The 26,028-nt window shown below is 48.0% G+C and carries 22 protein-coding genes and 2 pseudogenes; 18 read left to right on the top strand and 6 right to left on the bottom strand.

The features are described from left to right. Positions 1 to 49 precede the first annotated feature (49 nt). The 7 genes and pseudogenes from AC1TPC_RS15360 to AC1TPC_RS15330 all read left to right on the top strand — a co-directional run. Positions 50 to 850: a nucleotidyltransferase domain-containing protein gene (locus tag AC1TPC_RS15360; RefSeq protein ID WP_482067695.1), complete on the top strand. Its 801-nt coding sequence runs from the start codon at positions 50 to 52 to the stop codon at positions 848 to 850. Positions 851 to 863: 13 nt separating this feature from the next. Then, positions 864 to 2,129, top strand: coding sequence for a class I SAM-dependent methyltransferase (locus AC1TPC_RS15355; protein ID WP_482067694.1), 1,266 nt, complete (start codon positions 864 to 866; stop codon positions 2,127 to 2,129). A gap of 5 nt (positions 2,130 to 2,134) precedes the next feature. Further along, the gene (locus AC1TPC_RS15350; RefSeq protein ID WP_482067693.1) at positions 2,135 to 4,720 is read left to right on the top strand and encodes a metallophosphoesterase; all 2,586 of its coding nucleotides are present in this window, start codon (positions 2,135 to 2,137) and stop codon (positions 4,718 to 4,720) included. A 33-nt stretch (positions 4,721 to 4,753) separates the two neighbouring features. After that, positions 4,754 to 4,933 (top strand): annotated as a pseudogene (locus AC1TPC_RS15345) (EAL domain-containing protein); the annotation flags it as partial. Between the two features lie 272 nt (positions 4,934 to 5,205). Continuing rightward, complete coding sequence (locus AC1TPC_RS15340) at positions 5,206 to 5,484, top strand: hypothetical protein (protein WP_482067692.1); 279 nt, start codon at positions 5,206 to 5,208, stop codon at positions 5,482 to 5,484. Positions 5,485 to 5,618: 134 nt separating this feature from the next. Then, on the top strand, positions 5,619 to 6,428 hold the full coding sequence (gene speD / locus AC1TPC_RS15335) for an adenosylmethionine decarboxylase (protein WP_482067691.1): 810 nt from the start codon (positions 5,619 to 5,621) through the stop codon (positions 6,426 to 6,428). Positions 6,429 to 6,461: 33 nt separating this feature from the next. Further along, positions 6,462 to 6,605 (top strand): annotated as a pseudogene (locus AC1TPC_RS15330) (NAD(P)-dependent oxidoreductase); the annotation flags it as partial. A 75-nt stretch (positions 6,606 to 6,680) separates the two neighbouring features. Here AC1TPC_RS15330 and AC1TPC_RS15325 read toward each other — a convergent pair. Next, complete coding sequence (locus AC1TPC_RS15325; protein ID WP_482067690.1) at positions 6,681 to 7,565, bottom strand: SDR family oxidoreductase; 885 nt, start codon at positions 7,563 to 7,565, stop codon at positions 6,681 to 6,683. A gap of 138 nt (positions 7,566 to 7,703) precedes the next feature. On the opposite strand from AC1TPC_RS15325, the gene AC1TPC_RS15320 reads away from it, so the two are divergent. The 6 genes from AC1TPC_RS15320 to AC1TPC_RS15295 all read left to right on the top strand — a co-directional run bounded on the left by AC1TPC_RS15320 (position 7,704) and on the right by AC1TPC_RS15295 (position 14,883). After that, complete coding sequence (locus AC1TPC_RS15320; RefSeq protein WP_482067689.1) at positions 7,704 to 8,657, top strand: helix-turn-helix transcriptional regulator; 954 nt, start codon at positions 7,704 to 7,706, stop codon at positions 8,655 to 8,657. 148 nt (positions 8,658 to 8,805) lie between these two features. Further along, positions 8,806 to 10,038, top strand: a complete 1,233-nt coding sequence (locus AC1TPC_RS15315) for an aminopeptidase (RefSeq protein WP_482067688.1) — start codon at positions 8,806 to 8,808, stop codon at positions 10,036 to 10,038. Between the two features lie 248 nt (positions 10,039 to 10,286). Then, positions 10,287 to 11,342: a Delta(5) desaturase DesA gene (desA, locus tag AC1TPC_RS15310; RefSeq protein WP_482067687.1), complete on the top strand. Its 1,056-nt coding sequence runs from the start codon at positions 10,287 to 10,289 to the stop codon at positions 11,340 to 11,342. Positions 11,343 to 11,499: 157 nt separating this feature from the next. Further along, positions 11,500 to 12,618 (top strand): sensor histidine kinase, encoded by a 1,119-nt coding sequence (locus tag AC1TPC_RS15305; RefSeq protein ID WP_482067686.1) that lies wholly within the window; start codon positions 11,500 to 11,502, stop codon positions 12,616 to 12,618. 28 nt (positions 12,619 to 12,646) lie between these two features. Further along, entirely contained in the window at positions 12,647 to 13,246 is a 600-nt protein-coding gene (locus tag AC1TPC_RS15300; RefSeq protein WP_482067685.1) for a response regulator, read from the top strand. A 194-nt stretch (positions 13,247 to 13,440) separates the two neighbouring features. Further along, positions 13,441 to 14,883 carry a nicotinate phosphoribosyltransferase gene (locus AC1TPC_RS15295; RefSeq protein ID WP_482067684.1) on the top strand — a complete coding sequence of 481 codons (1,443 nt, stop codon included), beginning with the start codon at positions 13,441 to 13,443 and terminating at the stop codon, positions 14,881 to 14,883. Positions 14,884 to 15,469: 586 nt separating this feature from the next. Here AC1TPC_RS15295 and AC1TPC_RS15290 read toward each other — a convergent pair. After that, positions 15,470 to 16,435 carry an acetylxylan esterase gene (locus AC1TPC_RS15290; RefSeq protein ID WP_482067683.1) on the bottom strand — a complete coding sequence of 322 codons (966 nt, stop codon included), beginning with the start codon at positions 16,433 to 16,435 and terminating at the stop codon, positions 15,470 to 15,472. Between the two features lie 131 nt (positions 16,436 to 16,566). Further along, complete coding sequence (locus AC1TPC_RS15285; protein WP_482067682.1) at positions 16,567 to 17,004, bottom strand: Lrp/AsnC family transcriptional regulator; 438 nt, start codon at positions 17,002 to 17,004, stop codon at positions 16,567 to 16,569. Between the two features lie 158 nt (positions 17,005 to 17,162). On the opposite strand from AC1TPC_RS15285, the gene namA reads away from it, so the two are divergent. Continuing rightward, positions 17,163 to 18,191, top strand: coding sequence for an NADPH dehydrogenase NamA (namA, locus tag AC1TPC_RS15280; protein ID WP_482067681.1), 1,029 nt, complete (start codon positions 17,163 to 17,165; stop codon positions 18,189 to 18,191). A gap of 111 nt (positions 18,192 to 18,302) precedes the next feature. Continuing rightward, positions 18,303 to 19,169: an AraC family transcriptional regulator gene (locus AC1TPC_RS15275; protein WP_482067680.1), complete on the top strand. Its 867-nt coding sequence runs from the start codon at positions 18,303 to 18,305 to the stop codon at positions 19,167 to 19,169. 209 nt (positions 19,170 to 19,378) lie between these two features. Here AC1TPC_RS15275 and AC1TPC_RS15270 read toward each other — a convergent pair whose 3' ends face one another. From AC1TPC_RS15270 to AC1TPC_RS15260, 3 genes are all read right to left on the bottom strand, one after another. Beyond that, positions 19,379 to 21,835 carry a beta-propeller domain-containing protein gene (locus AC1TPC_RS15270; protein ID WP_482067679.1) on the bottom strand — a complete coding sequence of 819 codons (2,457 nt, stop codon included), beginning with the start codon at positions 21,833 to 21,835 and terminating at the stop codon, positions 19,379 to 19,381. A gap of 149 nt (positions 21,836 to 21,984) precedes the next feature. Next, on the bottom strand, positions 21,985 to 22,182 hold the full coding sequence (locus tag AC1TPC_RS15265; RefSeq protein WP_482067678.1) for a hypothetical protein: 198 nt from the start codon (positions 22,180 to 22,182) through the stop codon (positions 21,985 to 21,987). A gap of 148 nt (positions 22,183 to 22,330) precedes the next feature. After that, entirely contained in the window at positions 22,331 to 23,377 is a 1,047-nt protein-coding gene (locus tag AC1TPC_RS15260) for a SepM family pheromone-processing serine protease (RefSeq protein ID WP_482067677.1), read from the bottom strand. 163 nt (positions 23,378 to 23,540) lie between these two features. Here AC1TPC_RS15260 and AC1TPC_RS15255 point away from each other — a divergent pair, with 163 nt between their 5' ends. The 3 genes from AC1TPC_RS15255 to AC1TPC_RS15245 are packed head-to-tail and all read left to right on the top strand — an operon-like array spanning position 23,541 to position 25,670. Further along, the gene (locus AC1TPC_RS15255) at positions 23,541 to 23,924 is read left to right on the top strand and encodes a (deoxy)nucleoside triphosphate pyrophosphohydrolase (protein ID WP_482067676.1); all 384 of its coding nucleotides are present in this window, start codon (positions 23,541 to 23,543) and stop codon (positions 23,922 to 23,924) included. 23 nt (positions 23,925 to 23,947) lie between these two features. Further along, a complete protein-coding gene (locus AC1TPC_RS15250) occupies positions 23,948 to 24,859 on the top strand; it encodes a Gfo/Idh/MocA family protein (RefSeq protein ID WP_482067675.1) in 912 nt (303 codons plus the stop codon). A 16-nt stretch (positions 24,860 to 24,875) separates the two neighbouring features. Beyond that, positions 24,876 to 25,670, top strand: coding sequence for an alpha/beta hydrolase (locus tag AC1TPC_RS15245; RefSeq protein WP_482067674.1), 795 nt, complete (start codon positions 24,876 to 24,878; stop codon positions 25,668 to 25,670). The last annotated feature ends 358 nt before the right edge of the window (positions 25,671 to 26,028 follow it).

Genomic DNA, 26,028 nt, shown 5'->3' with positions numbered 1-26,028 from the left:
TATGTCCATGGTCTTTTTTATGTTCAAGCTAAAGAAGGGAGCATTTAGAATGACTAATATACGAGCTGATATTTTCGAGGAGCTGGACCGAATCGAGCGCGAAGAGCAGGTGCGCATTCTGTATGCCTGCGAATCGGGAAGCAGGGCGTGGGGGTTTCCGTCAAAGGACAGCGATTATGATGTTCGGTTCCTCTACGTCAGGCCAGTGGAATGGTATTTATCGATCTTCAATAAGCGGGATGTCATTGAGCGCCCTATCAGCCATTTACTCGATATTAACGGCTGGGATTTGCGCAAGGCGCTAAATCTGTTTCGCAAATCGAATCCGCCTCTGCTGGAATGGCTGCAATCGCCAATGCCTTATTACACGAAATACACGGTGGCAGAGCAAATTCGCAGCATTTCACCGTTAGCTTTTTCGCCTAAATCATGTATGTATCATTATCTCAATATGGCGAAGGGGAACTATCGGGAGTATCTGCAAGGCGAGCAAGTGAAAATAAAAAAATACTTTTATGTGCTGCGGCCGATTCTAGCATGCGAATGGATTGAAACCTACCAAACGATGCCACCGATAGAGTTTGATCAATTAGTTGAAGTGCTTATACCGGCAAGAAGCGAGCTCAGTGCAGCGATTGAGCAATTGCTGCGGCGGAAGAAGGCGGGGGAGGAGCTTGACTTGGAGCCTAGGCTTCATCCGATCAATGATTATTTGGAGGATCGTATCGCTTATTTCGAACGAACGGCCATGGCGTTTGGGGACGGCAAAGAAGCGCGGGATGAGCAGCTTGATGACCTGTTCCGCAGCGCTTTAAATGAGGTTTGGGGTAAAGGTGTAGTTTATAGGTGAGGGGAAGGTAAAGATGGCAATTTTGCAAGTGAAATCAACGAACCCGAGCTTTTCGTTCGTTATCAAAAAGAATCCGCATTCCGGCATGCTGCTGCGCGCCGTTCGCAAAGGGATGGCGTATGGCTGGTATACGGATGAAGGGACATTTAACGTTTATTTCAAGGATGCAGACAACGAGGTTTCTTATAAACAGCATAGACAGGATCAATTTGAGTATCTCAATGTATCCCGATATAATACGCCGCTGTTTGTGCTAGGAGCGATAAACGAATTTTTTGCTGCTCCGCTCAAAGCGCAGGACACACGGGATACGGAGCAATATGAGCATGCTTTCCATATCAACATGATCCATATTGAGCTTCTGCGGTATATTCATTTTTTTGAAAAGCATCTTGCGGATTACTCGTTTGAAGCCGTACATCTAGCGCATAAAAGCTATTCGCTGACGATCAGGACGCAGAAATCACTTTATGAGCTTATGCATGTCGTAAGCGTGCTTTGCTTGTTTCTGTCGATGTTCAGCGATGAATATATTGATATTTCCGATGATATTTTGATTAAATATGTGAAGAGCATTCAAATTATAGATGCGCCGTTCTATCTCCGAAGCTTATTTGCCCGCAACTTCCTGGCATCTAGAGACCGCTTCAAGAAATACAAGGAGGAGCTTGAGAAGACGGAGCGTTATTCGATCCAATTGGCCTTTGGCGGTACGGCGCAGCAGCGAAGAAGCTATATCGGAAGCGTGCTTCCATTCGATAAATCGATAGTGGACGTAGGCTGCGGAGAGGGCTATTATGCGATCCCGTTTGCGTCCAAGATCGAAGCCAGCTATTATGCGATTGATATAAGCGAGCCATTGCTAGAGGTGGTACAAAGAAAGGCAGCTGCGAAGGAGCTGGAAAACATCGCAACGTTTCCTTCCATCGATCACTTTATTGAGCAGTATAACGGCGAGCAGGTGGATGTTGTTTTGACAGAGGTTATTGAGCATATGAGTCTGGACGAGGCTAGTGCGCTTATACGGCAAATATGCGGGCAGATCGATTTTGATCATTTTGTGCTGACCACTCCCAATGCGGAATTCAACGCGTATTATGAGCTGGACGATTTCCGTCATGATGACCATAAATGGGAGCTTGGGAGAGCAGAGTTTCAAGAATGGCTGCTAGCAACATTGGGTGATCAAAACGTTGAAACGGAATTTGTAGCAATCGGCGATGGCGTGAATGGCATTCAGACGACGCAGGGAGCTATTTTGAGGAAAAGGAGGGAATAGCGGAAATGGAGATTAGAACAAAAGTTCATACGATATTTATGCTGATCGGCTCGACGGAATGCGGGAAAACGACGTTTGCGAACGAGGTTCTTATTCCGCAGCTGCGGTTTAGTGATGAAGCCAAGGGAGTAAACGCCAATGTGCAGTATATTTCCTCCGATAGCATTCGGCAGGAGCTGCTGGGCTTTGAATATGATAAATATGACCAAGTGATGCTGGAAGCGAGCGATCAAGCTTTTCGCCTCCTGTTCGAGAAGCTGCGACTGGTCACATCTTATCCTATAAATGCGGAATTTGTTGTCGTGGACACAACCGGCTTGTCTGAGGATTTCCGGGCGAAGGTGAAGGATATTGCAAATGAAAACAACTACAATCTTGAGGTTGTGCTGTTCGATTACCGGAAGCGGGATGATTATTACGCATCGGAGCGCTCGAAGAAGCTCATTACGAGTCATATCAACCGGCTGCGCAAAGAGGTGCTGGGGTCATTAGCGAGGGAGCGCTACTCCAAAATCCATAAGGTTCGCGCTAAGGACTTTTATTCACCTTCTGCTGGAATAGCAAATGCGGATTATAAGGTCATTATTGAGGATGCAGACGACTATTTGGATGCTATTTTGCCGCTTGATCAGAAGACGATTATAGTAGGCGACGTTCACGAATGCGTGGATGAGCTGAGAGGTTTGCTCGTTGGCCATGGCTTTCAAGTGGAAGGCGACCAGTTGATTGAAACGGAGAAGGTGAAAGGAACGAAGGTGCTGCTTGTTGGGGATTGGATCGACAAGGGCGGCCGTACGAAGGAAATAATAAATTTTCTGTATAGGAATCAGGATCATTTTTTGTTCGTGTTAGGCAACCATGAGAACTTCGTTTCTAAATATATGCGCGGTGAGATTAACGGGGTTGAAGAGGAGCTGCTGCATGCGTACTTTGATTCAACTGAGGTGCTTCGTCATGATGCAGAGCTGCTTCAGCGGTTTAATCATCTGGTGTCGCTATCGAAGCCATTCTATCGGATGGTAGGCAAAAGAGGAACGTCGTTCTATGTCACGCACGCGCCATGCGCGAATAAATATTTGGGCAAGCTAGACCCGAACTCGGTTAGGCATCAGCGGAACTTCCGAATTGACCGCTCAGAGCCGCTTGAAGAGCAGCTTATGTTCTTGAAGCGGGAAGCGGCTTTTAATCAGCCTTATCATGTATTTGGACATATCGCAGCCAAAAACGCTTTCCGAATCAAAAATAAAATTCATCTGGATTCCGGTGCGGTGCACGGCAATGCGCTTACCTCGGTCATACTTTCGGCGAAGCCGATGTTTAAATCGCAAAAATCAGAGCAAGCGATTATGACTGATGAGCTGCACACGCTGTTCAAGGAAGAGCGCAAGGTGTCGCTGCAGGAGCTAGGTGATGATGAAGCACGCAGACTGCAGTACTGCTCGGGCAATAAGGTTAACTTTATTTCTGGGACGATGGCGCCAGCGGATAAGGATGAAGCTGCGCAGGAGCTTGAGTCGCTGAGGAAAGGGCTGGACTATTTTGCAGGGCATGGCGTAAAAGAGGTTGTGCTCCAGCCGAAATATATGGGATCAAGATGTAATGTTTATTTGCATGCGGAGCTGGAGCAATGTTTTGCGGTTAGCCGCAATGGTTATAAGATCAATAAGATTGATCTAACGTCCGTATATGAGAGACTACAGCAAAGACTAGGAAGCTACATGAAGGAAAACGGCATTGCAATGCTTCTTCTCGACGGTGAATTGCTGCCTTGGCAGGCGCTTGGAGAAGGCCTCATTGAAAAGCAATTTAAACCGATTGAAAAGGCGCTTGAGTCTGAGCTTGCCTTCCTTGAGGCGAATGGGTTCGAGGCAGCATTCGATAAGCTTGCGCTTGAATACAAGGAAAGCGGCTTTGAGAAGGATCAATTCCATCTGTCCAAAGGGGCGCTTAATGAAAAATATGGTCTGAGCGTCTACCAAAGCTACAAGTATGTGCATTCGATTTTGGAGAAGCATATGCCTCTTGCCGATCATGTGAATGCCTACGGCACGTATAAAAAGCAGCTTGAGCTGTATGCTGAGGCTGGCGAGCTGGAATACAAACCGTTTTCGCTACTCAAAATCATATATGAGGATGGCAGGGAAACACTGCCGGATTGGAAGACATCGGAGATGTATAGCTTCCTCTCTGACGACGTGTTCCTTACGCTCAATCTATCAGCAGAAGACTGCAATGAGCAAGCGGAGCAGTATTTCTTAACCCTTACGGTGGATAATCATATGGAGGGAGTCGTTATTAAGCCTGAATACGCAGAGCCGCATACCGTTCCTTATATGAAGGTACGCAATGCGAACTATATGTCAATTATTTATGGCTATGATTATCGCTTCCCGCATAAGTACAACAAGCTCATTAGACAGAAGAGTATTCATCTGAAGCTTCGTACCTCTTTAAATGAGCACCGGCTCGGACAGAATATGCTGGCGATTCCTTTTGCCGAAATTGCGCCGGACAACGCAGCGTATAAAGCTGCTGCTGCGAATCTATTGTTTGAGGTTGCTAAAGAGAAGGAAATCGATCCACGCTTGTAACGATTCAAGCGAATTTTTTTGGCCATAACGATGGAGATTGTTGGCGTTGAGGCGCTGCTGCGGTGGAATCATCCGGATTGGGGGCTGGTGTCCCCGGCGGAATTTATTCCGATCGCAGAAGAGACAGGACTTATCGTCCCGATAGGGGAATGGGTGCTGCGCGAAGCATGCTTGCAAAGCAAACGATGGCAGGGCATGGGCTTGCCTCCAATTACGAATCAAATGTACGTGCTATATGGGTTTATAGTCTGGTACAATGAACTGGACAATGATATTTATGAATATGGCGTGCAATTTCAAATGAAAGAGACGGAGCATGAAGAGCTAGTCAATGCGCTTAATTTGCTAGCCATTAGGCAGCGCGACGGCAACTTGCCCCAAACTCAAGTATACGTGGGCGACCCTATACTCCGAATAAAGGAATTGAAAAAGCTTAATTAATAATGAAATACGTTGTTAGCGGATAAGGATCGGAGGAGTAGAGCATGAACATAGATATCGTAAACAAATTTTGCGTCAAAACATTTGGTTCCTCGAACTTGGTGACGGAGATCGGCAAAGTAACGAAGGTAGCCAGCCGAACGATTCATGTCGATTGGGGCATGAAGAAGTACGTTTACCAAAACAAGGATTTCAGATGGATTCCGCTTACGAAAGAGGAAGTGGAGAAGAAATATCCGAAATCAAAATTTACAGAGGATTCGCTGAAGCGGGCACTGGCGTTTGGTCTGGAGATCAAGGGCGTAAAGCCTGTTTCTGAATAAGGCTGGGTATAAAAAACATTTTGCAATCGGCTAAAACCGAATGTGAAATGCTTTTTTTATTTCATATTGCGGTTTTGTCGGATTGCTCTTTGGGTAAAAGGAAATAATAGTTATGGAGAAAGGGGATGTGCGCTTTGAAGCTAACGCCGGAACAGCGAATTCAATTGCACGGCTTCAATAACTTAACGAAGTCGCTTAGCTTTAATATGTATGATGTGTGCTATACGCGTACGAGAGAAGAACGCGAAGCTTATATTGCCTATATTGACGAGCAATACAATTCGGATAGGCTGACGAAAATTTTAAACACCGTATCAGAAATTATTGGCGCGCATGTGCTTAACATTGCCAAGCAGGACTATGAGCCGCAAGGCGCCAGCGTGACCTTGCTCGTATCGGAAGGTCCTATCGTTGGTGGGCCAAACGAATCGTTTGAGGAATCTCCCGGCCCGTTGCCTGATTCAGTTGTCATGCATTTGGATAAAAGCCATATAACGGTTCATACGTATCCGGAGTATCATCCGAATGAAGGAATCAGCACCTTTCGGGCTGACATCGACGTGTCTACCTGCGGCGAGATCTCGCCTCTGAAAGCGCTGAATTACTTAATTCATTCTTTTGATACCGACATTATGACGCTTGATTACCGAGTGCGCGGCTTCACGCGAGACATTAACGGCCACAAGCTGTTTATTGATCATGACATTAATTCGATTCAAAATTACATACCGAAGGAAGAATGCCTTTTGTATGACATGATCGACGTTAATATTTATCAAGAGAATGTGTTTCATACCAAGTGCAAGCTGAAACAATTTGATTTGAACAATTATTTGTTCGGCTACACGAAGGACTCGCTGTCAACGAAAGAGCAAGAGGAAATAACGAGTAGACTGAAGACGGAGATGGACGAAATCTTTTATGGGAAAAACATAAGGAGCTGATTTTAATATGCCAATTCCGCATTCCAAAAACCAATTAACCCGCCCCAGCATCAAAATCGCCAGCCAGGCATCGAAGCTGAAATGAACCCGCTTCCGATCTCTGACTCTTATAAGGCAGCAGGGAAGCTAAAGGGCAAGACTGCTATTATTACCGGAGGAGACAGCGGCATCGGACGTGTCCTTTTGCCATCGTCTCGTTTACGCGCGCGCTCTCGGTCAATTTGGCGGAGCAGGGCATTTGGATAAGTACCGTTACAGGAAGCCGTGCTGCTTCGCGTAATTTCCCCAGTGCGGCTGTCTGCCGTCAACATCCGCGATGTTGAACTCATCGGACAGCTGCCAGCTTGGGAATACTTGTCCTGATCTCTCTAAGAGGCCACTGCTTGCTGCAAGCGCAGCAATTCCGCGGCCGACGAAATACGGCGTTTCCGATTGGCTGAAATGCTCGGCATCTGGCTTGCCGCCTTGAACTGCATCAAACCAGTTGTCCTCCGTCACGCCAAAATGGTCGAGCATCTCCTCCGAGCGAAGAAAACCGGGCGTTACCGCAACAGCGGAAACCTCAAACGGCTTCAGATCGGCTGCCATAGCTGTGGCAAGATGGATCGGCGATATTTTCGCTAGACTATAAAATAAGCTTCCGCGATAGCGGTAATCGATCCCATCGGTTACTTCAATGATGAGACCCTTCCTCCTCTTTACCATCAGTGGAGCTCCGTAATGACTCGTAATAAGATGCGCCTTCACCGCGCGCTCCTGCATTAACAGCCCCTTGCTGAGCGAATGCTCCCAAAATGGCTTTTTCCATTCCGTTAACTGCTCTCCGCCCCAAATGTTATTGACAAGCACATCAAGCTGGCCGTTTTGCTCCATGTTGATTCGTTCGAATAACGCTTGTACTTCCGCTTCTACCGTGTGATCAACCTTGACCGGAATGCCTACACCGCCGCGTGCTGTGACAAGCTCAGCTGTTTCTTCGATGGTTTCCGCCCTGTTCAGGTCAGAGGCAAGGCCGCGAATACTTCTTCCTGTGCAATATACCGTCGCCCCTGCTTCTCCAAGGCTTGCTGCAATACCGCGGCCAGCTCCGCGTGTGGCCCCTGCAACGACTGCTATTTTCCCATGCAATGGTTTCATCCGAATCTCTCCATTCTTGGTTCTAAGGTTTACTCTTTGTCAGTTTAGCAAACAATATACGACAGCTACTGTCATATATTCATGCTATTATGAAATAAAGGGTTTAATCGGATTGAATGGGCTAAGGAGGAATGGCGCATGAGAGCGGGACGGCTGATCGCTATCGTATTGTTGATGCAGAACAACGGAAAAATAACGTCCAAGGCGTTGGCGGAAAAGCTGGAGGTGTCCGAGCGGACGATTATTCGCGATATGGAATCGTTAAGCGAGGCGGGCGTTCCGGTGTACGCGGAGAGAGGGCTGCATGGGGGCTGGGTGTTGTCCGAGGGCTATCGGACGAACCTTACCGGCATGCATACCGATGAGCTTGTATCTGTACTTATCGCCAGCCATTCAGCTCTGCTCGGCGATCTAGGTATTGAGGGTCAGTACGATGCGGCCGTCCAGAAGCTGCTCGCGGCTTCTCCCGCGGAAGTGAGCAGGGGCGCAGCTCTCGCCAGGCAAAAGATTCATATCGACGGAGCGGGCTGGCACCAGATGCAGGAGTCGAACCCATTCTTGTCTATCGTGCAGGAGGCTGTATGGGAGGAACGCCTATTGCGGCTGCGCTACCAGCGGGAGGATGGCGAAGTCGAGAGAATCATCCGACCGTTAGGCCTCATTGCCAAGCGCAGCGTATGGTATGTGGTCGGTGATGTGGAGGGGGAGATGCGAACCTATCGTATCTCGCGCCTATTGGAAGCCGAAGTGCTGGAGGAGAGGTTTGAACGGCCATATGACTTCGATTTGGCAGCCTACTGGGAGCAGTCAATGGGCGAGTTCAAGCAGCGATTGCCGCAATATCCCGCGACAGTGAGGCTGGACGAATCGGTATTAGCACGGCTGTCCAAGGAGCGATATGTCAAAGTAATCGAGAGCAAGCCATCCGAGCGGCAGGGCTGGCTGACAGCAGATGTTGAATTTCAAATGCTGTCGTCCGCCTGCGAAATTATTCTGAGCTATGGCTCGCGCATACAAGCGGTTGAACCAGATGAGCTGAGGGCAAAGGTTATGACGGAAGTGAAAGCAATGAACGAGCATTATGGCGTGTGAACAGAATGACAGACGTTCATTGTATGACGCTGACGAAGCTCCGAGTTGCGTCATTTGACTATAGGCTTCCTAATTCGATACAATTTAGGCTATAACATGTATTTACATGCTGTACCTAGTCGTTATTATGGAAGGGAGAATACGAATCATGAGTGGATTTGAACATCATTTAGATAAGTATGCGGAACTAATCGTAAAAATCGGTGTGAACGTTCAGCAAGGGCAAGAGGTTTTTGTAACAGGGGCTGTCGATAATGCGGCGCTCGTTCGCCTTGTGGCTAGCAAAGCCTATGCAGCAGGCGCGAGCAACGTGCATGTCGATTGGACTGACGATTCGTTGTCTAGATTGAAATATGAGAAAGCAGCGGATGAGGTGTTCACGCGGTTCCCTGAATGGGAGACAGGCAAGCGTAATTCATTCGTAGAGCGCGGCGCAGCTTTTATCTCCATCGTGTCCTCAAGCCCTGATTTGCTGAAAGGGATCGATTCGGGCCGAATCTCGAGCTTCCAGAAGGCTTCGGGCCAAGGGTTAAAGGAATTCCGCAGAGCGATTCAGTCCGATAAAGTAAGCTGGACAGTCGTTGCTGCCGCCAGCAAGCAATGGGCGACGAAGGTTTTCCCTAAAGCAGAGGAAGAGGAAGCGGTTGAGCTGCTATGGAAGTCGATCTTCGATTCCGTCAGATTGCATGCGGAAGATCCCGTTAAAGCATGGGAAGAGCACAACGAGAACTTACATAGCAAAGGCGAGACGCTGAACAAGAACCGTTTCCACAAATTGCATTACACCGCTCCCGGCACCGATCTTACGATTGAATTGCCTGAGTCGCATATCTGGGTCGCAGCGGGGAGCACGAATGTAAGCAACGTTCCATTCATGGCGAACATGCCTACGGAGGAAGTATTTACAGTGCCGCTCAAAACAGGCGTGAACGGCTACGTTTCAAGCACGAAGCCATTAAGCTACGGCGGCAACATTATCGATCGTTTCAAGCTGACGTTCGAGAATGGCCGGATCGTGAAGGTAGAGGCAGAGGAAGGACAAGAGATTTTGCAGCAGCTGGTTGATATCGACGAGGGCTCGCATTACCTTGGAGAAGTCGCGCTCGTACCGCATGAGTCGCCGATTTCGCAATCTAATATTTTGTTCTACAATACGCTGTTTGACGAGAATGCGTCGAATCACCTTGCAATAGGCAGCGGCTATGCCTTCAACATTGAGGGCGGCAAAACGATGTCTCCGGAAGAGCTTGAGGCGCATGGCGTTAACGCAAGCATTACGCATAACGATTTCATGATCGGCTCGGCAGAGATGGATATCGACGGAATTACGAAGGACGGCACCAGTGTACCGATCTTCCGTAAAGGGAATTGGGCGATTTAGGTCAGAAGCTATGAATAAGGGCTATCTGGAAGAGGCGAAAGCTTCTTTTGAATAGCCCTTTATTGTTTATTTCTGGGACTTGTTACATATACCCGGTAACTTTCCATCTCGCTATATGACATATGTCATGCATTCGTATTGACGTTTATGACTGTGAGAACCTAACACTTTTCTTTACAATAAAGTTAGAATACTGCGTTAGACGTCCGGGATACACTCCAAGCGTCATATTGAGGAGGAAGAATGCGATGACAGAACCGAAATTAGCTCACTTGAAGAAAGAAGTTGCCCCATTTGAGAAAACAGATTTAAAGTCGAGCATCAGACAGCTTATCAACACCTTAGTACCACTTGTTCTGCTCTGGTATGCCGCTTACTATAGTCTCTCGATATCGTACTGGCTTACTATTCCTTTGGTGCTGCTTACTTCTGGCTTCGTGATTCGGACGTTCATCATCTTCCATGACTGCTGCCACGGTTCGTTCTTCAAAAGCAAAAAGGCTAATGACATATTTGGTACCATTACAGGCGTGTTGACGCTTGTTCCTTATAGACAGTGGAAAAACTCTCATTCCATTCATCACGCAACGAGCAGTAATCTCGATAAACGCGGCACTGGCGATTTGTGGATTCTTACCATAGAAGAATATGCAGCAGCTCCTTTGATGCGCCGCATCGCATACCGGATGTATCGTCATCCCCTCGTTATGTTTGGTCTTGGCCCGATTGGGGTATTTCTAATTCAATATCGTTTTAACGTGAAAGGCGCTAGACGCAAGGAACGGATGAATACTTATATAACGAATGTTTCGATCGTAGGTTTGTACGCTTTGCTTGTATGGGCGATCGGTTGGCAAGCATTCCTGCTTGTGCAAGGCCCTGTGTTCTTTGTATCGGGTCTGCTCGGCATCTGGTTGTTCTATGTACAGCACCAATTCGAGGATTCTTATTTTGAAAATGAGGACGAATGGAGCTACGTGAAGGCTGCAGTTGACGGAAGCTCTTACTATAAGCTGCCTAAAGTGCTGCAATGGATTACAGGCAACATCGGCTTCCACCATGTCCATCATTTAAGCCCGAAAGTGCCGAATTATAACTTGGAAAAAGCGCATAATGCGACGCCGCCGCTTCACAAAGCGACGACGATTACGATAAGCGAAAGCTTGGAATCGCTCCAATTCCGCCTATGGGATGAAACCGAGAAGAAGTTTGTCAGCTTCAAAGGGGTCAAGCAGCGTCTTCGGAAAATAGAATCCGCTTCAGAGAAGCTTAAAGCAACGCAACCAAGCTTGAAGTTTAAGTAAATATAGCAATGATTTACAGAAGCCATGCCTTTAAAGGCTGGCTTCTGGCATTTTTGGCGCTTACTAGGAAAATAAATACTTCGACAATCGTATATGCTAAAATGATAATAACGATAAACGCAAACAGAGTATGGCATAGAAAAAAGGGTGGATGACCATGAACAAATGGTATCAGATTTTTCATAAGCAAACAGGCCTGAGCCCTTATGTATGGGTAGTCTTCTGTATTCTGCCTTTTTACTTTATTTTCAGGTCGTCCTCGCCCTATGAGGCCGTCTCCGGCATTATTATGATTATCCTGTTCTTTATTTGTTATCGGTTGTCCTTCATTTCCAAAGGATGGCTCGTATACTTCTGGACGAGTGTGCAAATCGTCATATCGATTGCGATGACGATGTTGTTCAGCTACGTCTATTTTTCGATTTTTTTGGCTTTCTTTATCGGAAACATTCAGAATCGAGCCGGTTTCTTCACCCTGTATACGATTCATATCGTAAGTACGTTCGTTACAGTCAATTATGGCTTTGCTACTCAAAACTCATTGTTTTTCACGCAGTTTCCATTCATTCTGATTAGCTTGATCGTCGTTATTCTGCTTCCTTTCAATACGTACAGCAGAAATAAGCAGGGGCAGCTTGAAGGTCAGCTTGAGGATGCGAATAAGCGAATATCGGAGCTTGTAAAACTCGAAGAGAGGCAGCGGATCGCACGTGACTTGCATGATACGCTCGGACAGAAGCTTTCGCTTATCGGCCTAAAGAGCGATCTGGCTGGCAAGCTGATGGTTAAAAATCCGGCGCAGGCGCAGGCTGAAATTAATGACGTGCGGCAGACGGCGAGAACGGCATTAAAGGAAGTGCGGGAATTGGTTACGCAGATGCGCGGCACGAGGCTTGAGGACGAAATGTTTCGGATAAAGCAGATTTTGAAGGCGGCAGAAATCGAGTTTGAGCTCGAAGGCGACTTGAGGCTGGGCCAAACGGATCTATTGACTGAAAATGTGCTCAGCATGTGCTTGAAGGAAGCGGTCACGAATGTCGTGAAGCATAGCGGAGCATCCGCCTGCACCGTAACGATTGACTCGTTGCGAACCGATTTTCTGCTCAAGGTGAAGGATAATGGCGTCGGCATTCCAGATTCGGCTAGAAATTTCGGTGGGCATGGGCTTCAAGGCATGAGAGAGCGGCTTGAATTTGTAAACGGCAGCTTGGATATCGTGAATGATGACGGGGCGACCCTCGTGATTAAAGTGCCGAATGTGATTAAACAAAACTAACGCTTAGCGAACGAAGGGATTGAGGGTTATGATTCGAATCGTCATTGCCGAGGATCAACGCATGCTGCTGGGCGCTCTCGCCTCGCTGCTTGATTTGGAAGAGGACATGAAGGTCGTCGGTAGAGCGAGCAATGGAGAAGACGCCATAGGTTTAGTTCATCAGCATAAGCCAGACATTTGTATTATGGATATCGAGATGCCGGCTAAGACGGGGCTCGATGCTGCCGAGGAGCTGAAGGGGCAAGGCTGCAAGGTCATTATATTGACGACATTTGCAAGGTCGGGTTATTTTGAACGAGCGCTCAAAGCAGGCGTGAGCGGCTACTTGCTGAAGGACAGCCCAAGCGAGGAGCTTGCCAATTTGATTCGAAGCGTCATGGCGGGAAGGCGCATCTTCGCCTCGGAGCTGGTCGATGAGGCATACGGCCAGGAGAATCCATTAACGGAGCGGGAGAAGGAAGTGCTTGTACTCGTTGCCGATGGGAAAAACACGAAGGAAATAGCGAGCGAGCTATTCATTACAACTGGAACGGTTCGCAACTATATTTCCGTCATTCTCGATAAGCTTGACGTCAGCAATCGTATTGAAGCAATTACGCGTTTCAAGGAGAAGGGCTGGTTCAAATGAAAGTCCATGAATTTGAAGCGGTTTTGGTGAAGCCCACTGCGGTCGGGCGTGGACTTTTATCAGAAAGAATACGTCAGTTGAAATTATAATGCGCCATCGAGACGGCTATGACGCTCTCAAAGGCGTATTTTTTGTTTTTTTTGAGTGATCGATTCGACTTAAGGAAAGAGTACTAGAGGAAGGGAGTTAATGGGATGAGCTATAATAATTTGACACTTCATACCGACAAATACCAAATCAATATGATGTACGCGCACTGGCTGCAAGGAACGATGAATGAGAAAGCGGTATTTGAAACGTATTTTCGTAAGCTTCCATTCGGAAACGGCTTTGCCGTATTTGCGGGACTAGAGAGAATTGTGGACTATATCCGCTCGCTCCATTTTGGCGATGAGGAAATTGCCTATTTGCGTACCCAGGAGGAGAATTACAAGGAAGAGTTTCTGGATGCGCTGCGCGAGTTTTGTTTTACGGGCAATATTTATTCGGTGGAGGAAGGAACGCTTGTTTTTCCCGGCGAGCCGCTGCTTTGCGTGGAGGCACGCATTTTTGAAGCGCAGCTTGTAGAGACCGCGATTCTTAACGTCATGAACTATCAAACGCTGATCGCAACGAAGGCTGCACGTATTAGGCAGGTTGCGCCGGATGATGTGCTGCTAGAATTCGGGACGAGGCGCGCGCAGGAGGCTGATGCTGCCATTTGGGGAGCAAGGGCCACTTATATTGCCGGCTTTCATGCGACTTCCAATATGCGGGCGGGCATGCTCTTTGGCATTCCTGCCAAAGGAACGCATGCTCATTCTTGGATACAGGGACATGACACAGAGGAGGATGCTTTCCGCGCCTATGCAGAATCGCTGCCTGACTATGTGACGCTGCTGGTTGATACCTATAATACGCTCAAAAGCGGGGTTCCGAACGCAATAAAAATTGCCCATGAATTAGAGAAGCAAGGAAAACGGATGAATGCGATCCGTCTGGATAGCGGAGACCTCGCGTATTTGTCTCAAATGGCGCGGAAGATGCTGGATGAAGCGGGGCTATCCTACGTGCAAATCGTTGCTTCCAATGATTTGGATGAGGCAATTATCGCTAATCTCAAATCACAGGGCGCAAAGATTGATGTATGGGGCGTTGGGACGAAGCTGATTACCGCTACGGATCAGCCGTCGCTCGGCGGTGTATACAAGCTGGTCGCGCGTGAGAAGAACGGCAGCTACGAACCGGTTATAAAAATTTCGGCTAACCCGGAGAAGGTATCTACTCCAGGCTTCAAGGAGCTGTACCGAATTGTTAATACACAAACCGGCAAGGCCGAGGCGGATTATATTACGCTTAAAGAGGAGACGCAGCTTGAACGGAGAGAGCGAATTAAGCTTTTTGATCCCATTCATCCTTATATTCATAAATACATTGAACACTATGAAGCGATACCGTTATTAAAACCTATATTTATGCAGGGTGAATTGGTGTACAAGCTGCCAAGCTTGGATCAGATTCGCAGCTATCATCTGGGGCAGTTCGAGCTGTTTTGGCCGCAATATTTGCGGAAGCTGAACGCTGAAGCGTACCGCGTCAATTTAAGTGAAGCGTTATGGGAGCTGAAGAGGGATTTGATTCAGCGGCATCAGATGTAGAGATTTCATTTAATGGGGCTAACCATATATGATGTTTTAAATTTGTTTTTTCAATAACGCTATAGGAGATTTGGGGATAATGCTATAAGCGCATATGTGCGCTTAAAGCACACAAAACACATCCATTTGTTGGCTATAAGAGCATATGTGTTCTTATAGCGGCCTCTAGCGGTTTCTGATACGCCAATTCGATGCTTTAAGCGCATATATGTGCTTACAGCTCATGGAAACACATCCATTTGTTGGCTATAAGAGCATATGCGTTCTTATCGCGGCCTTTAGTGGATTCTAGTACGCCTATTCGATGCTATAAGCGCATATGTGCGCTTAAAGCACACAAAACACATCCATTTGTTGGCTATAAGAGCATATGCGTTCTTATCGCGGCTTTTAGCGGTTTCAGTGAACCACCTCGCCAAAGGGGCTTCCGGGTATTTTTTCGCTCCGCATAAAAATGCGGCTGAATAAGCAAGCAAAGCCTCCAACTCCACTTTTAAAGTGGGTTTGGAGGCTTTTTCGCTTAATATATGGGACTGTCCTATTCAGCAAATTCTTTTTGACCAATCTTTTTGTCGTTCAAGGCGCTCTAGCTTTGCAAGTAGTCCATAAATAATTGCAGGCGCGGCGCAATCGAGCCAGGTACAAGCTCATGCCCGAAGTAACGGTAAACGGCGATGTCCTTCTCGCAGGCTAAATGGTTGAAGACGGAAAAAATTGTGGACGGTGGCGTAATATCGTCGATGAGCCCGATGGTCAGCCATGAGTAGCAGCGAATTCGCGGTGCTAGATTCATAATATCGAAATAGCTTAGTGTTTCCTTCGCGTTGGTCTCAATTGCCGGGCTGCCTGAATGGCGGCGGAAGTAATCGTTCAGCTCGCTGTATGGCCCGCGCGGCGTTACGTCGATTGCGCGCTCAAAATCCGATAAGTAAGGGTGATCAGCAACAGCAAGCTTAGGCACTTCCGATAGCGCAGCTGCAGCGAGCGTAATCGCTCCGCCTTGGCTGCCGCCGGTTACCGCGATTCGACTAGCGTCAACCTCCGGCATAGCAGCTAATACATCGATGGCGCGCACAGCATCCATATAGACGGCACGGTAATAATATTCCTCTTTGTTCTGGATGCCCTTGGCCATCCAGCCTGCAACATGGCCGTTAGATGAAATGACATTATCCTGGCTCTCTCCGTGCTGGCCGCGACAGAACATTTTTAGAACGGCATAGCCCTTCAAGGCTAGGTTAACCGTGTCGTGTATATCGCCGTCAACACACCAATTGTAGCCGTGGTAGGATACGATGCCCGGCAGCGGCTCGGACTGGTCTGGCAGAGCAAGAATCGCTTCGATTTTTGCATCGTTAAAGCCTTGGTAGAAAACGCGGTAAACCTTCAAGCCCTTCACCGGATAGCTCAGTTCAGAACGCTCGTAAGCAAGCGGTACATTGGCCAACTCGGCTAGCGTCGCAGTCCAAAAATCCTCAAAGTCATCTCGACGCGTCAAAGCCGGTTTATATGCACGTAATTGATCAAGGGGCAAATCATAGGGCTGTGCCATTGTGCAAACCGCCTTTTTATTGGAATAGTATAACGTTTGGTAAATACTGGGATGATGATAACAACTGTGATAAAAATGTGCAACCATGATTTTTGGCGCTGAGGTAGTCTAAAAAATAAAAGAACTAAACATTATTCCCCAAGGAGAGGAATAAGCGGCTTGAAGTCAATAGGGGTAGACATGACGATCATCGTCGTAGAGTCGCCGAATTTGCCGCATGCGTTGATAAAAGCCTCCAGCGATTGCATGGATTCCGTTACGACCTTCAGCAAGTAGTTGTATTGCCCGCTTATCCGATGGCATTCGATTAAATCGTCAGCTTGCTTGCAAAATTCGACAAGTCCTTCGCAATTTTTAGTATGAAAGAGCAGAAATGCGGTCATCGTTTTATTGATCTTTTGTGCGGGGACAACTGCGCGGTATTGACTGATGATTTCTTTTTCCTCAAGTCTTCGAACCCTTTCCGTAACGGCAGGCGGAGAGAGGCCGACTAATTTTCCTAATTCCGTCAGTGAAATTCTTCCTTGCTCCTGCATGATGGCAATGATTTTTTGGTCAAGCTGGTCCATTTTAACCTCTCCTTTAAAAACATAAGTAAGAGTGATATTTTATGATGAAAATAAAGATGAACTGAGAATAAGTCCGTTGTTATTCCATTCAATACTTGGAAATTATCATATAAAATAAAGATACGTTTTGTAAAGGATTATGAGAGGAGAGAACCGATATGAGTTTGTTGTTCACGCCATTTACCATTCGTAACGTGGAGCTCAAAAATCGCATCATGATGTCCCCTATGGGAATGGTGTCCGCAGGCGAGGATGGAATAGCGACAGATTGGCATAAGCTGCATTATGGAGCAAGAGCGCTGGGGCAGGTTGCTTTAATCATGCTGGAAGTAAGCGCGGTGATGGAGCAGGGGAGAGACAGCGGTTCACTTGGCATTTGGAGTGACAAGCACATTCCCAAGCTGAAGGAATTGACGGAGCTATTGCAAGCACAGGGATCAAAGGCAGGTATCCAGCTATGGCTGGCCGGACGGAAAACGAACAGGCAGGGAATGGCGGTATCCGCCTCGGAAATCGCGGTAAATGGAAAGCTGCCAAGGGCGCTTACAATAGAAGAGGTGCAGGAAGTTGTGCATGCGTTTAAGGCAGGAGCCATACGTGCGGCAGCAGCCGGATTCGATGTTATTGAGCTTCATGCCGCGCACGGCTATTTGCTTAACGATTTTCTCTCGCCATATACGAACAAGAGGGACGATCAGTACGGGGGCACAAGGGAAAAAAGATTTCGACTTCTGCAGGAGGTCATTACAGAAATCCGCTGCGTCTGGCAGGGTCCCTTGTTTGTGCGGGTATCGGCTGAAGAGTACGGACCCGAGGGGAATCGCGCAGAGGACTATGTTTATTATGCGCTGCGGATGAAAGAGCTAGGCGTCGATTTGATTGATGTCAGCAGCGGAGGCGTGTATCCGGACAAACCTAAGGTTTATCCCGGATATCAGGTGCCCTATTCGGAGCAGATCCGGCGCGGCTCAGGTCTTCCAACTGCGGCAGTCGGGCTGATCACATCTGGATTGCAAGCGGAGGAAATTTTGCAAAACGGGCGTGCAGATCTGATCGCGGTTGGCAGGGAGCTGCTGCGGAATCCCTTTTGGCCGCGGGCAGCGGCTGAGCAGCTCGGAATTAAAATAGATGAACCAGCTCCTTATCGCGGCCACTGGTTTGATTACAGATATGCCGTATCAGAGTAATAGATCGTTCGTAGCGTGGGATGAGTAACATGTCAGCGTCTGTCATACGACCGCACACAATGACAGGTTGGTATTACCTAGCTGTGGTACCATGTTCTTAGAAAGGAGTTTTTGCGATTGGAATGGCTGAATCGAATGATGTCGGCGCTCGACTTGATGGAAGCGAAGATGGAGGAGCCTTTGGATATCTCGGAACTTGCAAAGGCCGCGTACTCCTCCCCCTATCACTTTCAGCGAATGTTTTTTATGCTGACGGGCATGACCGTGGCCGAGTACGTACGGAAACGACGTTTGACCTTGGCGGCGCAAGAGCTCGCGCTGTCCGGTCCGAAGGTGATTGATGTCGCCATGAAGTACTGTTACGAATCGCCTGAGTCGTTCTCCAAGGCATTCCGCAAACTACACGGTATTTCACCCTCCGACGCCCGGAATTCTGGCGTTCAACTGAAGGCCTTTCCTCGCATCTCTTTCCACCTATCACTGAAGGGAGACAAAGAAATGGACTACAGAATTGTGCAAAAAGAGGCTTTCAACGTCATAGGAAAATCGATCCGAACATCTACTATGGAGGGAGAGAATTCAAAAGAGATTCCAAAGTTTTGGCAAGATAGTCACGCGGATGGAACTGTCGGAAGAATTGCTGCATTAGGAAAAACCCAAGAAATGCTGGGACTCTGCTATGATACGAAGCAGGATGGTGAGGTCTTTAAATACGCGATTGCGGTTGAGACTGATGCGGCAGCGTCCGATAGAGGATTTGAATTCATACAGATTCCTTCAGCCACGTGGGCTGTATTTACCTCCATCGGTCCGATGCCCGGAGCGATTCAAGAGGTTTGGGGCCGTATCTACCAGGAATGGTTCCCAACTACGGGATATGAGCAGGCCGAGGGACCCGATTTCGAGCTCTATCCGCCAGGAGATGCGATGTCCGAAGATTATCGCTGCGAGGTATGGATTCCAATTGTAAAGAAATAAAAAACGAAGCCCGGTGTCCTGTATCTTAGGCACCCTCCGGTGCTTCAAGTGTCGGATTAGGCATTAAGCTAAACAGAGAACGATTGTTAAATAAATCAGCGGCAGTCTAATCCTTTATTTTCCAAAGATAAAAAGATCGCCCGCGAGCTACCCTCTTTAGGATAGACGCGGGCGATCTTTTGTTCAAGCGGCGAGCTATGAAAGGATGATTATTCGGTAATCAGCACAGGCTGTACTTGCCGCCCATCTGGATATACGGTGTTCTCCTTCGGCTTAGCCGGGTAGGCGAGCGATCCGCTTTCCTTTAAGCTCGACAGATTGTTTGCTTTCAGCATATGATCGGACAGCGTATACAGGGTATCTCCTGCATAGAGGATGCGCCGTACCGCTTTTTCGTAATCGTAACCATATTGCCCGCTCTTTGCGAAATCCTCGGTTGTCAGATGTGTAATACGGCTGCGCAGCGTGAAGCCCTTCTTCAAGTCAATGCCATACACATAGGCTCCTTGATAAGTGAACTCCCCGTAAGCGAGAGAGTCAGTAGGCTTAAGCGTTTCTTTGTTTTTGATTTCAAGCAGCTCAACCGGAAAAGCGAGAAGCCCTTTTTCCTTGGAGAAGAGAAGAGCCTTATGATCATGAAGAAGCTCAGAATTCGTACCGCGATCACCGATGGTTTCTTTGAATTTTTCCTTCGGATGACTAACGTCAGAGACGTCGAACAGGGCAATTTTCATCCCTTGGTAAAAGGCCATCGTCTGGTCTGCGTCCATCCCCTTCGACGGAATTTCGACCGTTTCCTTGCCGAAGCCAATAATATGGTTCTCGTCATAAGGATGCAGATAGTCGCTGTAGCCGGGAATTTTCAGCTGTCCAAGAACAGCGGGCTTAACCGGATTGTTTAGATCAATGGCAAACAGCGGATCAACGTTGCGGAAGGTAACCATATAAGCGCGGCCGCCCATGAAGCGGACGGAGTAAATGCGCTCGCCCGGCGCTAAGCCTTCCAGCTTTCCGAACGTGTTCAGCTTCTCATCCAGCACAAAAAGATTGTTTGTTGAGCCGTCTTTGCCCCTTGCCCACATATCGCCCTTCGTCAAGGCAATCCGGAAGTAGCCCTCGTGCTCATCCATGGAGAACTGGTTCAAAATCGTGCCGGGAACCGAGCCTTCGCCAATATAGACGATTCGTCCTTGATCAAGACGGAATTTATAAATCTGCGTCTCCTGCTTATAGGCGTCTCCATCGGCCGTATATTTGGAGATCGCAACGTACAAATGCTTTTCCGAGGCATAAATGGTCTGGCTTGAACCGAGATATGCAGATAATTGCAAAGGCTGGTCAGCGGCATCAAGATCGATCGCGCCAACGAGCAGCATATTCGCATCAGGCGATTCAGGGAAATAACGAATCGAATCAAGCGGCAGCGACTTCAGCTCTTTGGATACCGCCGAATCGCTATACATGGGCTGAAAGGAGGCAGCGAGCTGATCTTTTGCACCATTGCCGCCGTCTTTGCCCGTATCATATAGCGGATACGTAAAGTTATTTTTGTTGGTTACGACATACAAGGCGCTGCCGATTTTGCGTGAGGAGCTGTAGCTGCCCTCCTGCTCGGTCTCGCGCCCAAGCTTAGGCTGCCCCGCTTCATTCAGCTCGTAAATAAACGTTTTCACAGTCGAGAGCATCGGTATGGGCATCCATATTCCTCGCTTTGCATCGGAAGGGGCTTCAACTGCAAGTCCGCTCTCTCTGCTGGCGGCACCGCCGGGTACAGGTTGGTCACCTTCAGTTACAGTATTATAAGGCAGTCTGACTTGACGCTGTCCAATGACGACTAATCGCTTGTCATCAACATATAGTTCCTGCGGGGTAAAGCCGTCCTTTGCCGGATAGTCGAGCGTTGCGGCAAGCTTCGGCTTCGCGGAATCTGCAATGTCTGAAATGAGGACGCGCGAGCCGCTAAGCTGGTAGATGAAACGGCCATCGGTTTTGGCCCAGTCTGCCTCATCTACTCCACCAACCTGTACATTCGTTTGCGAATAGTCGCTGTTGCTTTTTGATTCATCAGAGGCGGGAGCGGAGGCTTCAGCGCTTTCTTCCCTGCTGATTCCATATACCACAACTCCTGATCTGTTTAACAGCTGATTATGAGCGCCCATCGTTTCCATGAGCTCGCGGAGCTTCTCTTCCGAGCCAACAGCCGGCAGCTCTATTGGATCGTCAATCGATATGATTCGCTTCGAAGCATCCCAAGCTACGACCGTGCCCAGCGACTCGGAAATCGCACGAAGCGGAACCATCGTTACGTCATGATGGAGCCGAGCGGGTGCATCTAATCGAATGCTCTTGCCGTTAGCGGTCATGACGGCGGAGCCGATCGTAAGCGAAGCGGTGCGGTCATTACGCTTCAACGTTATGATTTGCTTGTCGTTTGTTCCGGTTTCATAGCTGACCTCCGCTCCCAGCGCTTCCGAAATTTCTCGCAAAGGAACGACGGTATTGCCATTCTCGATAAAAGCATCGGTAGATAAAGTCAGCTCCGTACCTCGCACGACAAGATGAATATCAGCTTCCGCGGAAACCAGCTTCTTGAACGGTCCCCCGGCGGCGGGAGCAAACAGCAGTAACACTGCCAACATCAACGCAGCAGCCCCTTTTCTTCGCATCCATAATCCTCCCCTTCAGTATCCTAATGTTGTTTTTTATGCATGGTCTAATTATCCTCATAAACGCAAGGTTTGCTTTAATAGTTGCGTGAATTGAAGGGCTTTAACAAAAAATTAATACTCGTCCAGAAGCGGAAGCTTCTGTACCTCTAATAGTGCTTACAAGATTTGTTCGCAAATAGCTGCTCTCCATGATCGTCTCGCTCCACTAACCGACGTCTACGCTCGCTTGCTGGATCGCGCAGCTCCGTATGTTTAACAATCCACTCCCGATCTGCTCGCTCGGATTCGCCCCAGCCAGCAGCTCCTATATCCATGCCGCCAAACATTATTCGATTTTCCATCATTCTTATCCGCTCCAATCTCCTGAAAATAAAAAAACACCGCCCGTTCTTCAGACGATAGTCCAGAGAACAAGCGGTGTGCTTCACCTAAAGTTATTGTAGCGGAGATGTAAGCAGATGTCATCAACATACATTTTTATTTTGCGATGGGTTAGTTGTCGGCACGCTCCAACGCTCGCACCGCTTCCTCAAGCGTGCGAACGGGGATAATCGTAATCTTATAGCCTCTCTTGCGAGCTTCATCCAATATATCCTTCTCATTGGTGTCGCTAGCCAGCACATCGGCAGGACAAAAGAATATATCTACGCCAGCATGCGCGGCGGCAATGATCTTATCGCGGATACCGCCTATTTGTCCGATGCGACCGCTCGCATCAATTGTCCCTGTGCCTGCGATAAACTTGCCATTTGTCAGCTCCCCCTCGGTTAACTGATCGAGTATTTCCAGTGAAAACATAAGTCCTGCAGACGGGCCGCCAATTTCCGATTCGGTATAGGAGACTTTCACAGGCGACTCAAACGTATAAATGTCGTCTGTAACAATTCCAATTCGAAGGACATTCTCAGCTGTACCTGGTGCAGATTCATAGAGTTGAATCTTGAGATTGATCCGCTCTCCGCTCCGTTGCACAACTAATTCAAGCGTTTCGTCTGCCTGCTTTCTAGCTGTCAAAATCGCAGCAATGTCGCTCAGTCGCTTCACCGCTTTGCCCTCTGCCTCGACGATCACGTCGCCCGGAAAAAGCACGCCCGCTGCCTTGGAGCCGGGAAGCAGCGCCTGCACAAAGACGCCGTTATACGTTAAGGAAACGGGTTTTCCAGCCTTGCTGAGCGCAGCAACAACCGCGTTGCTTTGCGAGCTTTTCATCATATGGTTCATCAGTGCGCCGTACTGGGCATCCGTGAGCGTTCCGCGCACATGATCCGACTTTCTAATCTCAGTATCCTTCGTAATCAAGCCGTAGATCATCGTCATCGCATTATTTACTTTTAAGGAATAGACGGTCGTTAGGTTGAAGCTGCCATTGCTCGAGGCGCTGCCGCTCTGAACAGCGACATAGTCCGAAAGCTTCTCGACCGTACCGGGCTGATAGATATAGTAGGGCAAAGGAATTAAAGTCATGGCAGCCAAAAAAATAATCAAAACAAGTAGCGTAAGCAGTCTTTTTCTGTAACTAGGGTTCGTCCTTTTTGTCATCAAACAAGTCCTCTTTCTGATCGTTTCAATAGCCTAAGTATATATTTTACCAGAAAAAGGAGAGCTGTGAGCATAGGAGTCGTTTTAATCTTGCTTGCAAAATTCATTCATGAACACCAAAATGGACACATAAGGAGTTTGCAGATGGAGGATGTGTGTCTGATTGATTCGGGTAGCAGCAGCTATAATCGAGAACGAGCAACGATTGTTGCTAATTGCTAGGCGTAGAATAGAGAAATCGCAGGGCGGTCTTTGGGAGTTTCCCGGCGGGAAGCTTGAGGAGAAGGAGTCGCCTGAGGCATGTCTGCGCAGAGAGCTGATGGAGGAAATGAGCATCGAGATCGACGTGTTAGCGTATTTTGGCATGAATGAGCATTGGTACGGTAATACCCTTATCCAATTGATTGCTTATCGTGCAAAGTTTATTGCTGGCGTAATTTCGCTAATTGATCATGATGAGTATCGCTGGGTTCGTCCGGAACAGTTGGCCGATTATTCATTCGCTCCCGCGGATATAAAGTTTGTTAATATGCTTTTGCAAGGCTAAAAAAATGAAAAGGTGGCAGTGTGATGAATAAGCTTCGTATAGGAATGGTTGGACTTGGTGGTATCGCTCAAAAGGTGTATTTGCCCCTATTATCGCGAGCCACGGATTGGACGTTTGTGGGCGCTTACTCTCCGAGCGCGGAGAAGCGAGTGGCCATTTGCGGCGAGTATCGAATCGGATCGTTCGATAGCTTGACTGAGCTGGCTCGAAGCTGTGATGCGGTATTTGTACATAGCTCGACAGATTCACATTTTGAAGTCGTATCTACGCTCCTTGATTTGGGCAAGGATGTATATGTAGATAAGCCGCTTACCGCCACTCTAAATGAGGCAGAGCAGCTTGCGGAGCTGAGCGCGAGACATGGCCGAAAGCTGATGGTGGGCTTCAACCGCCGATTCGCGCCGCTATACGTGCAGGCGAAGCAGCGCATGTCGCAGGCAGCATGGATTCGTATGGAGAAGCACCGTACGAATTCGATTGGTCCGCATACGGTAGATTTTACGATGCTGGATGATTATTTGCATCTGGTAGATACGGCAAGGTGGCTGGCTGATGGCGGAGCGTCTTTGCAGAACGGGATCGTTCGGATCAACGAGGAGAATCAACTGCTGCATGCCCAGCATCATTACAGCACTCCAGACGGTTATACCGTAACGACTGCCATGCACCGCAATGCCGGAACGAGCTTAGAGCAGCTTGAGATCATCGCAGCAGGCGAGATTATTCGCGTGAAAAACATGAGATTGCTAGAGGTGGAGCGGGATGATAAGCTGACAACAACCTTTCCGCCGTCTTGGCAGACGATATTGAATCAGCGCGGCTTCGAGGATGCCGTACATCATTTTGTGGATTGCATCCTTCAGGATAAGAAAGTCGCCGTAGATGGCGAGGAGGCTTTGAAATCACAGCAACTGTTGATGAGTATGCTGAATTAAAGGAAGTGTGTATGAAATGAGTCAAGATTCAGCAGCATTGCCAAAACCAAAACAGAGCCGGGGCAGAAAGGTGCTGATTTGGACGGCAGGCATTGTATTGGCATTATTATTAACGGTCGTTATCGTGTATCAAATCATGGTTTATTCGCCGTCGCCAGAAGCTAAAGCAGCGATGAAAAGCGACGAGCAGGTAACGGTCAGCATTGGACAAGCCGGCTATCGTTTTGAACCTGCTGCGGGTGAGGCAGCAGTTATACAGCCTAATGTTGTATTTTATCCTGGAGGGTTGGTTGACCCGAAGAGCTATGCACCGCTTGCGCGTGAACTGGCAGAGGCAGGTCACCGCGTTTATATCGCAAGCATGCCGATCAATCTTGCTTTTATGGGACCAAACAAAGCGGATGCCTTCATTGCTGAGCACCCTGACGAGAGTTACGTCATAGGCGGGCACTCGCTTGGCGGTGTTTTTGCTTCAAGGTATGCTGCGGAGCATCTGGATCAAATCAACGGTATTTTCTTCTTGGCGGCTTATGCCGAAAAGGCTGGAAGCCTCGCCGATGCCAAGCTTCCGGTATTGCAAATTACGGCGTCTAACGACGGCGTGCTGAACCGGGAGGAGTGGGGCAAGGGAAAGGCGTTCATGCCTAGCGATACCCAATATGTCACGATCGAAGGCGGCAACCATGGTCAATTCGGCTCCTACGGCGCTCAAAAGGGTGATAAACAAGCCGCTATTACTGCACAGGAACAATTGGATCAGGTTAGCCTCAAGCTGCTCGGCTGGATGAAGGGCATTCAAGCAAGCAAATAATGAGCAATGCAGTTGGCATGCTCTTGCTTTGCTTCGCATAAAGTAAGGACAAGAAGCTGTCTCATGGGGTCAATGACCGGATGGGGCGGCTTTTTTATTTTGATCAAACGGTTTGCTGGAATGACAGTCCTTTTTAGAAAATAGTGGAATGTTTGAAGGAGGCTTATCAAAGGCTGTCGAATCATAGTAGAAAAGAAAGAAATTTATTTTTTACATTCTGAGGTGTTCAATGAAAGCTACACATAAATTTGTATGGGTTCTCGTCATAATTATATTAATAGCCATTCCGCTTCTTCCCTCTACTTCCTATGCGTTATCGACTTCTACGAGTGACGTTATAACAGAGTGGGAAATGATG

This window comes from Paenibacillus sp. Y280 (assembly GCF_056786335.1).
The sequence above is the reverse complement of the archived record's forward strand: the minus strand, read 5'-3'. Positions and strand labels throughout refer to the sequence as shown.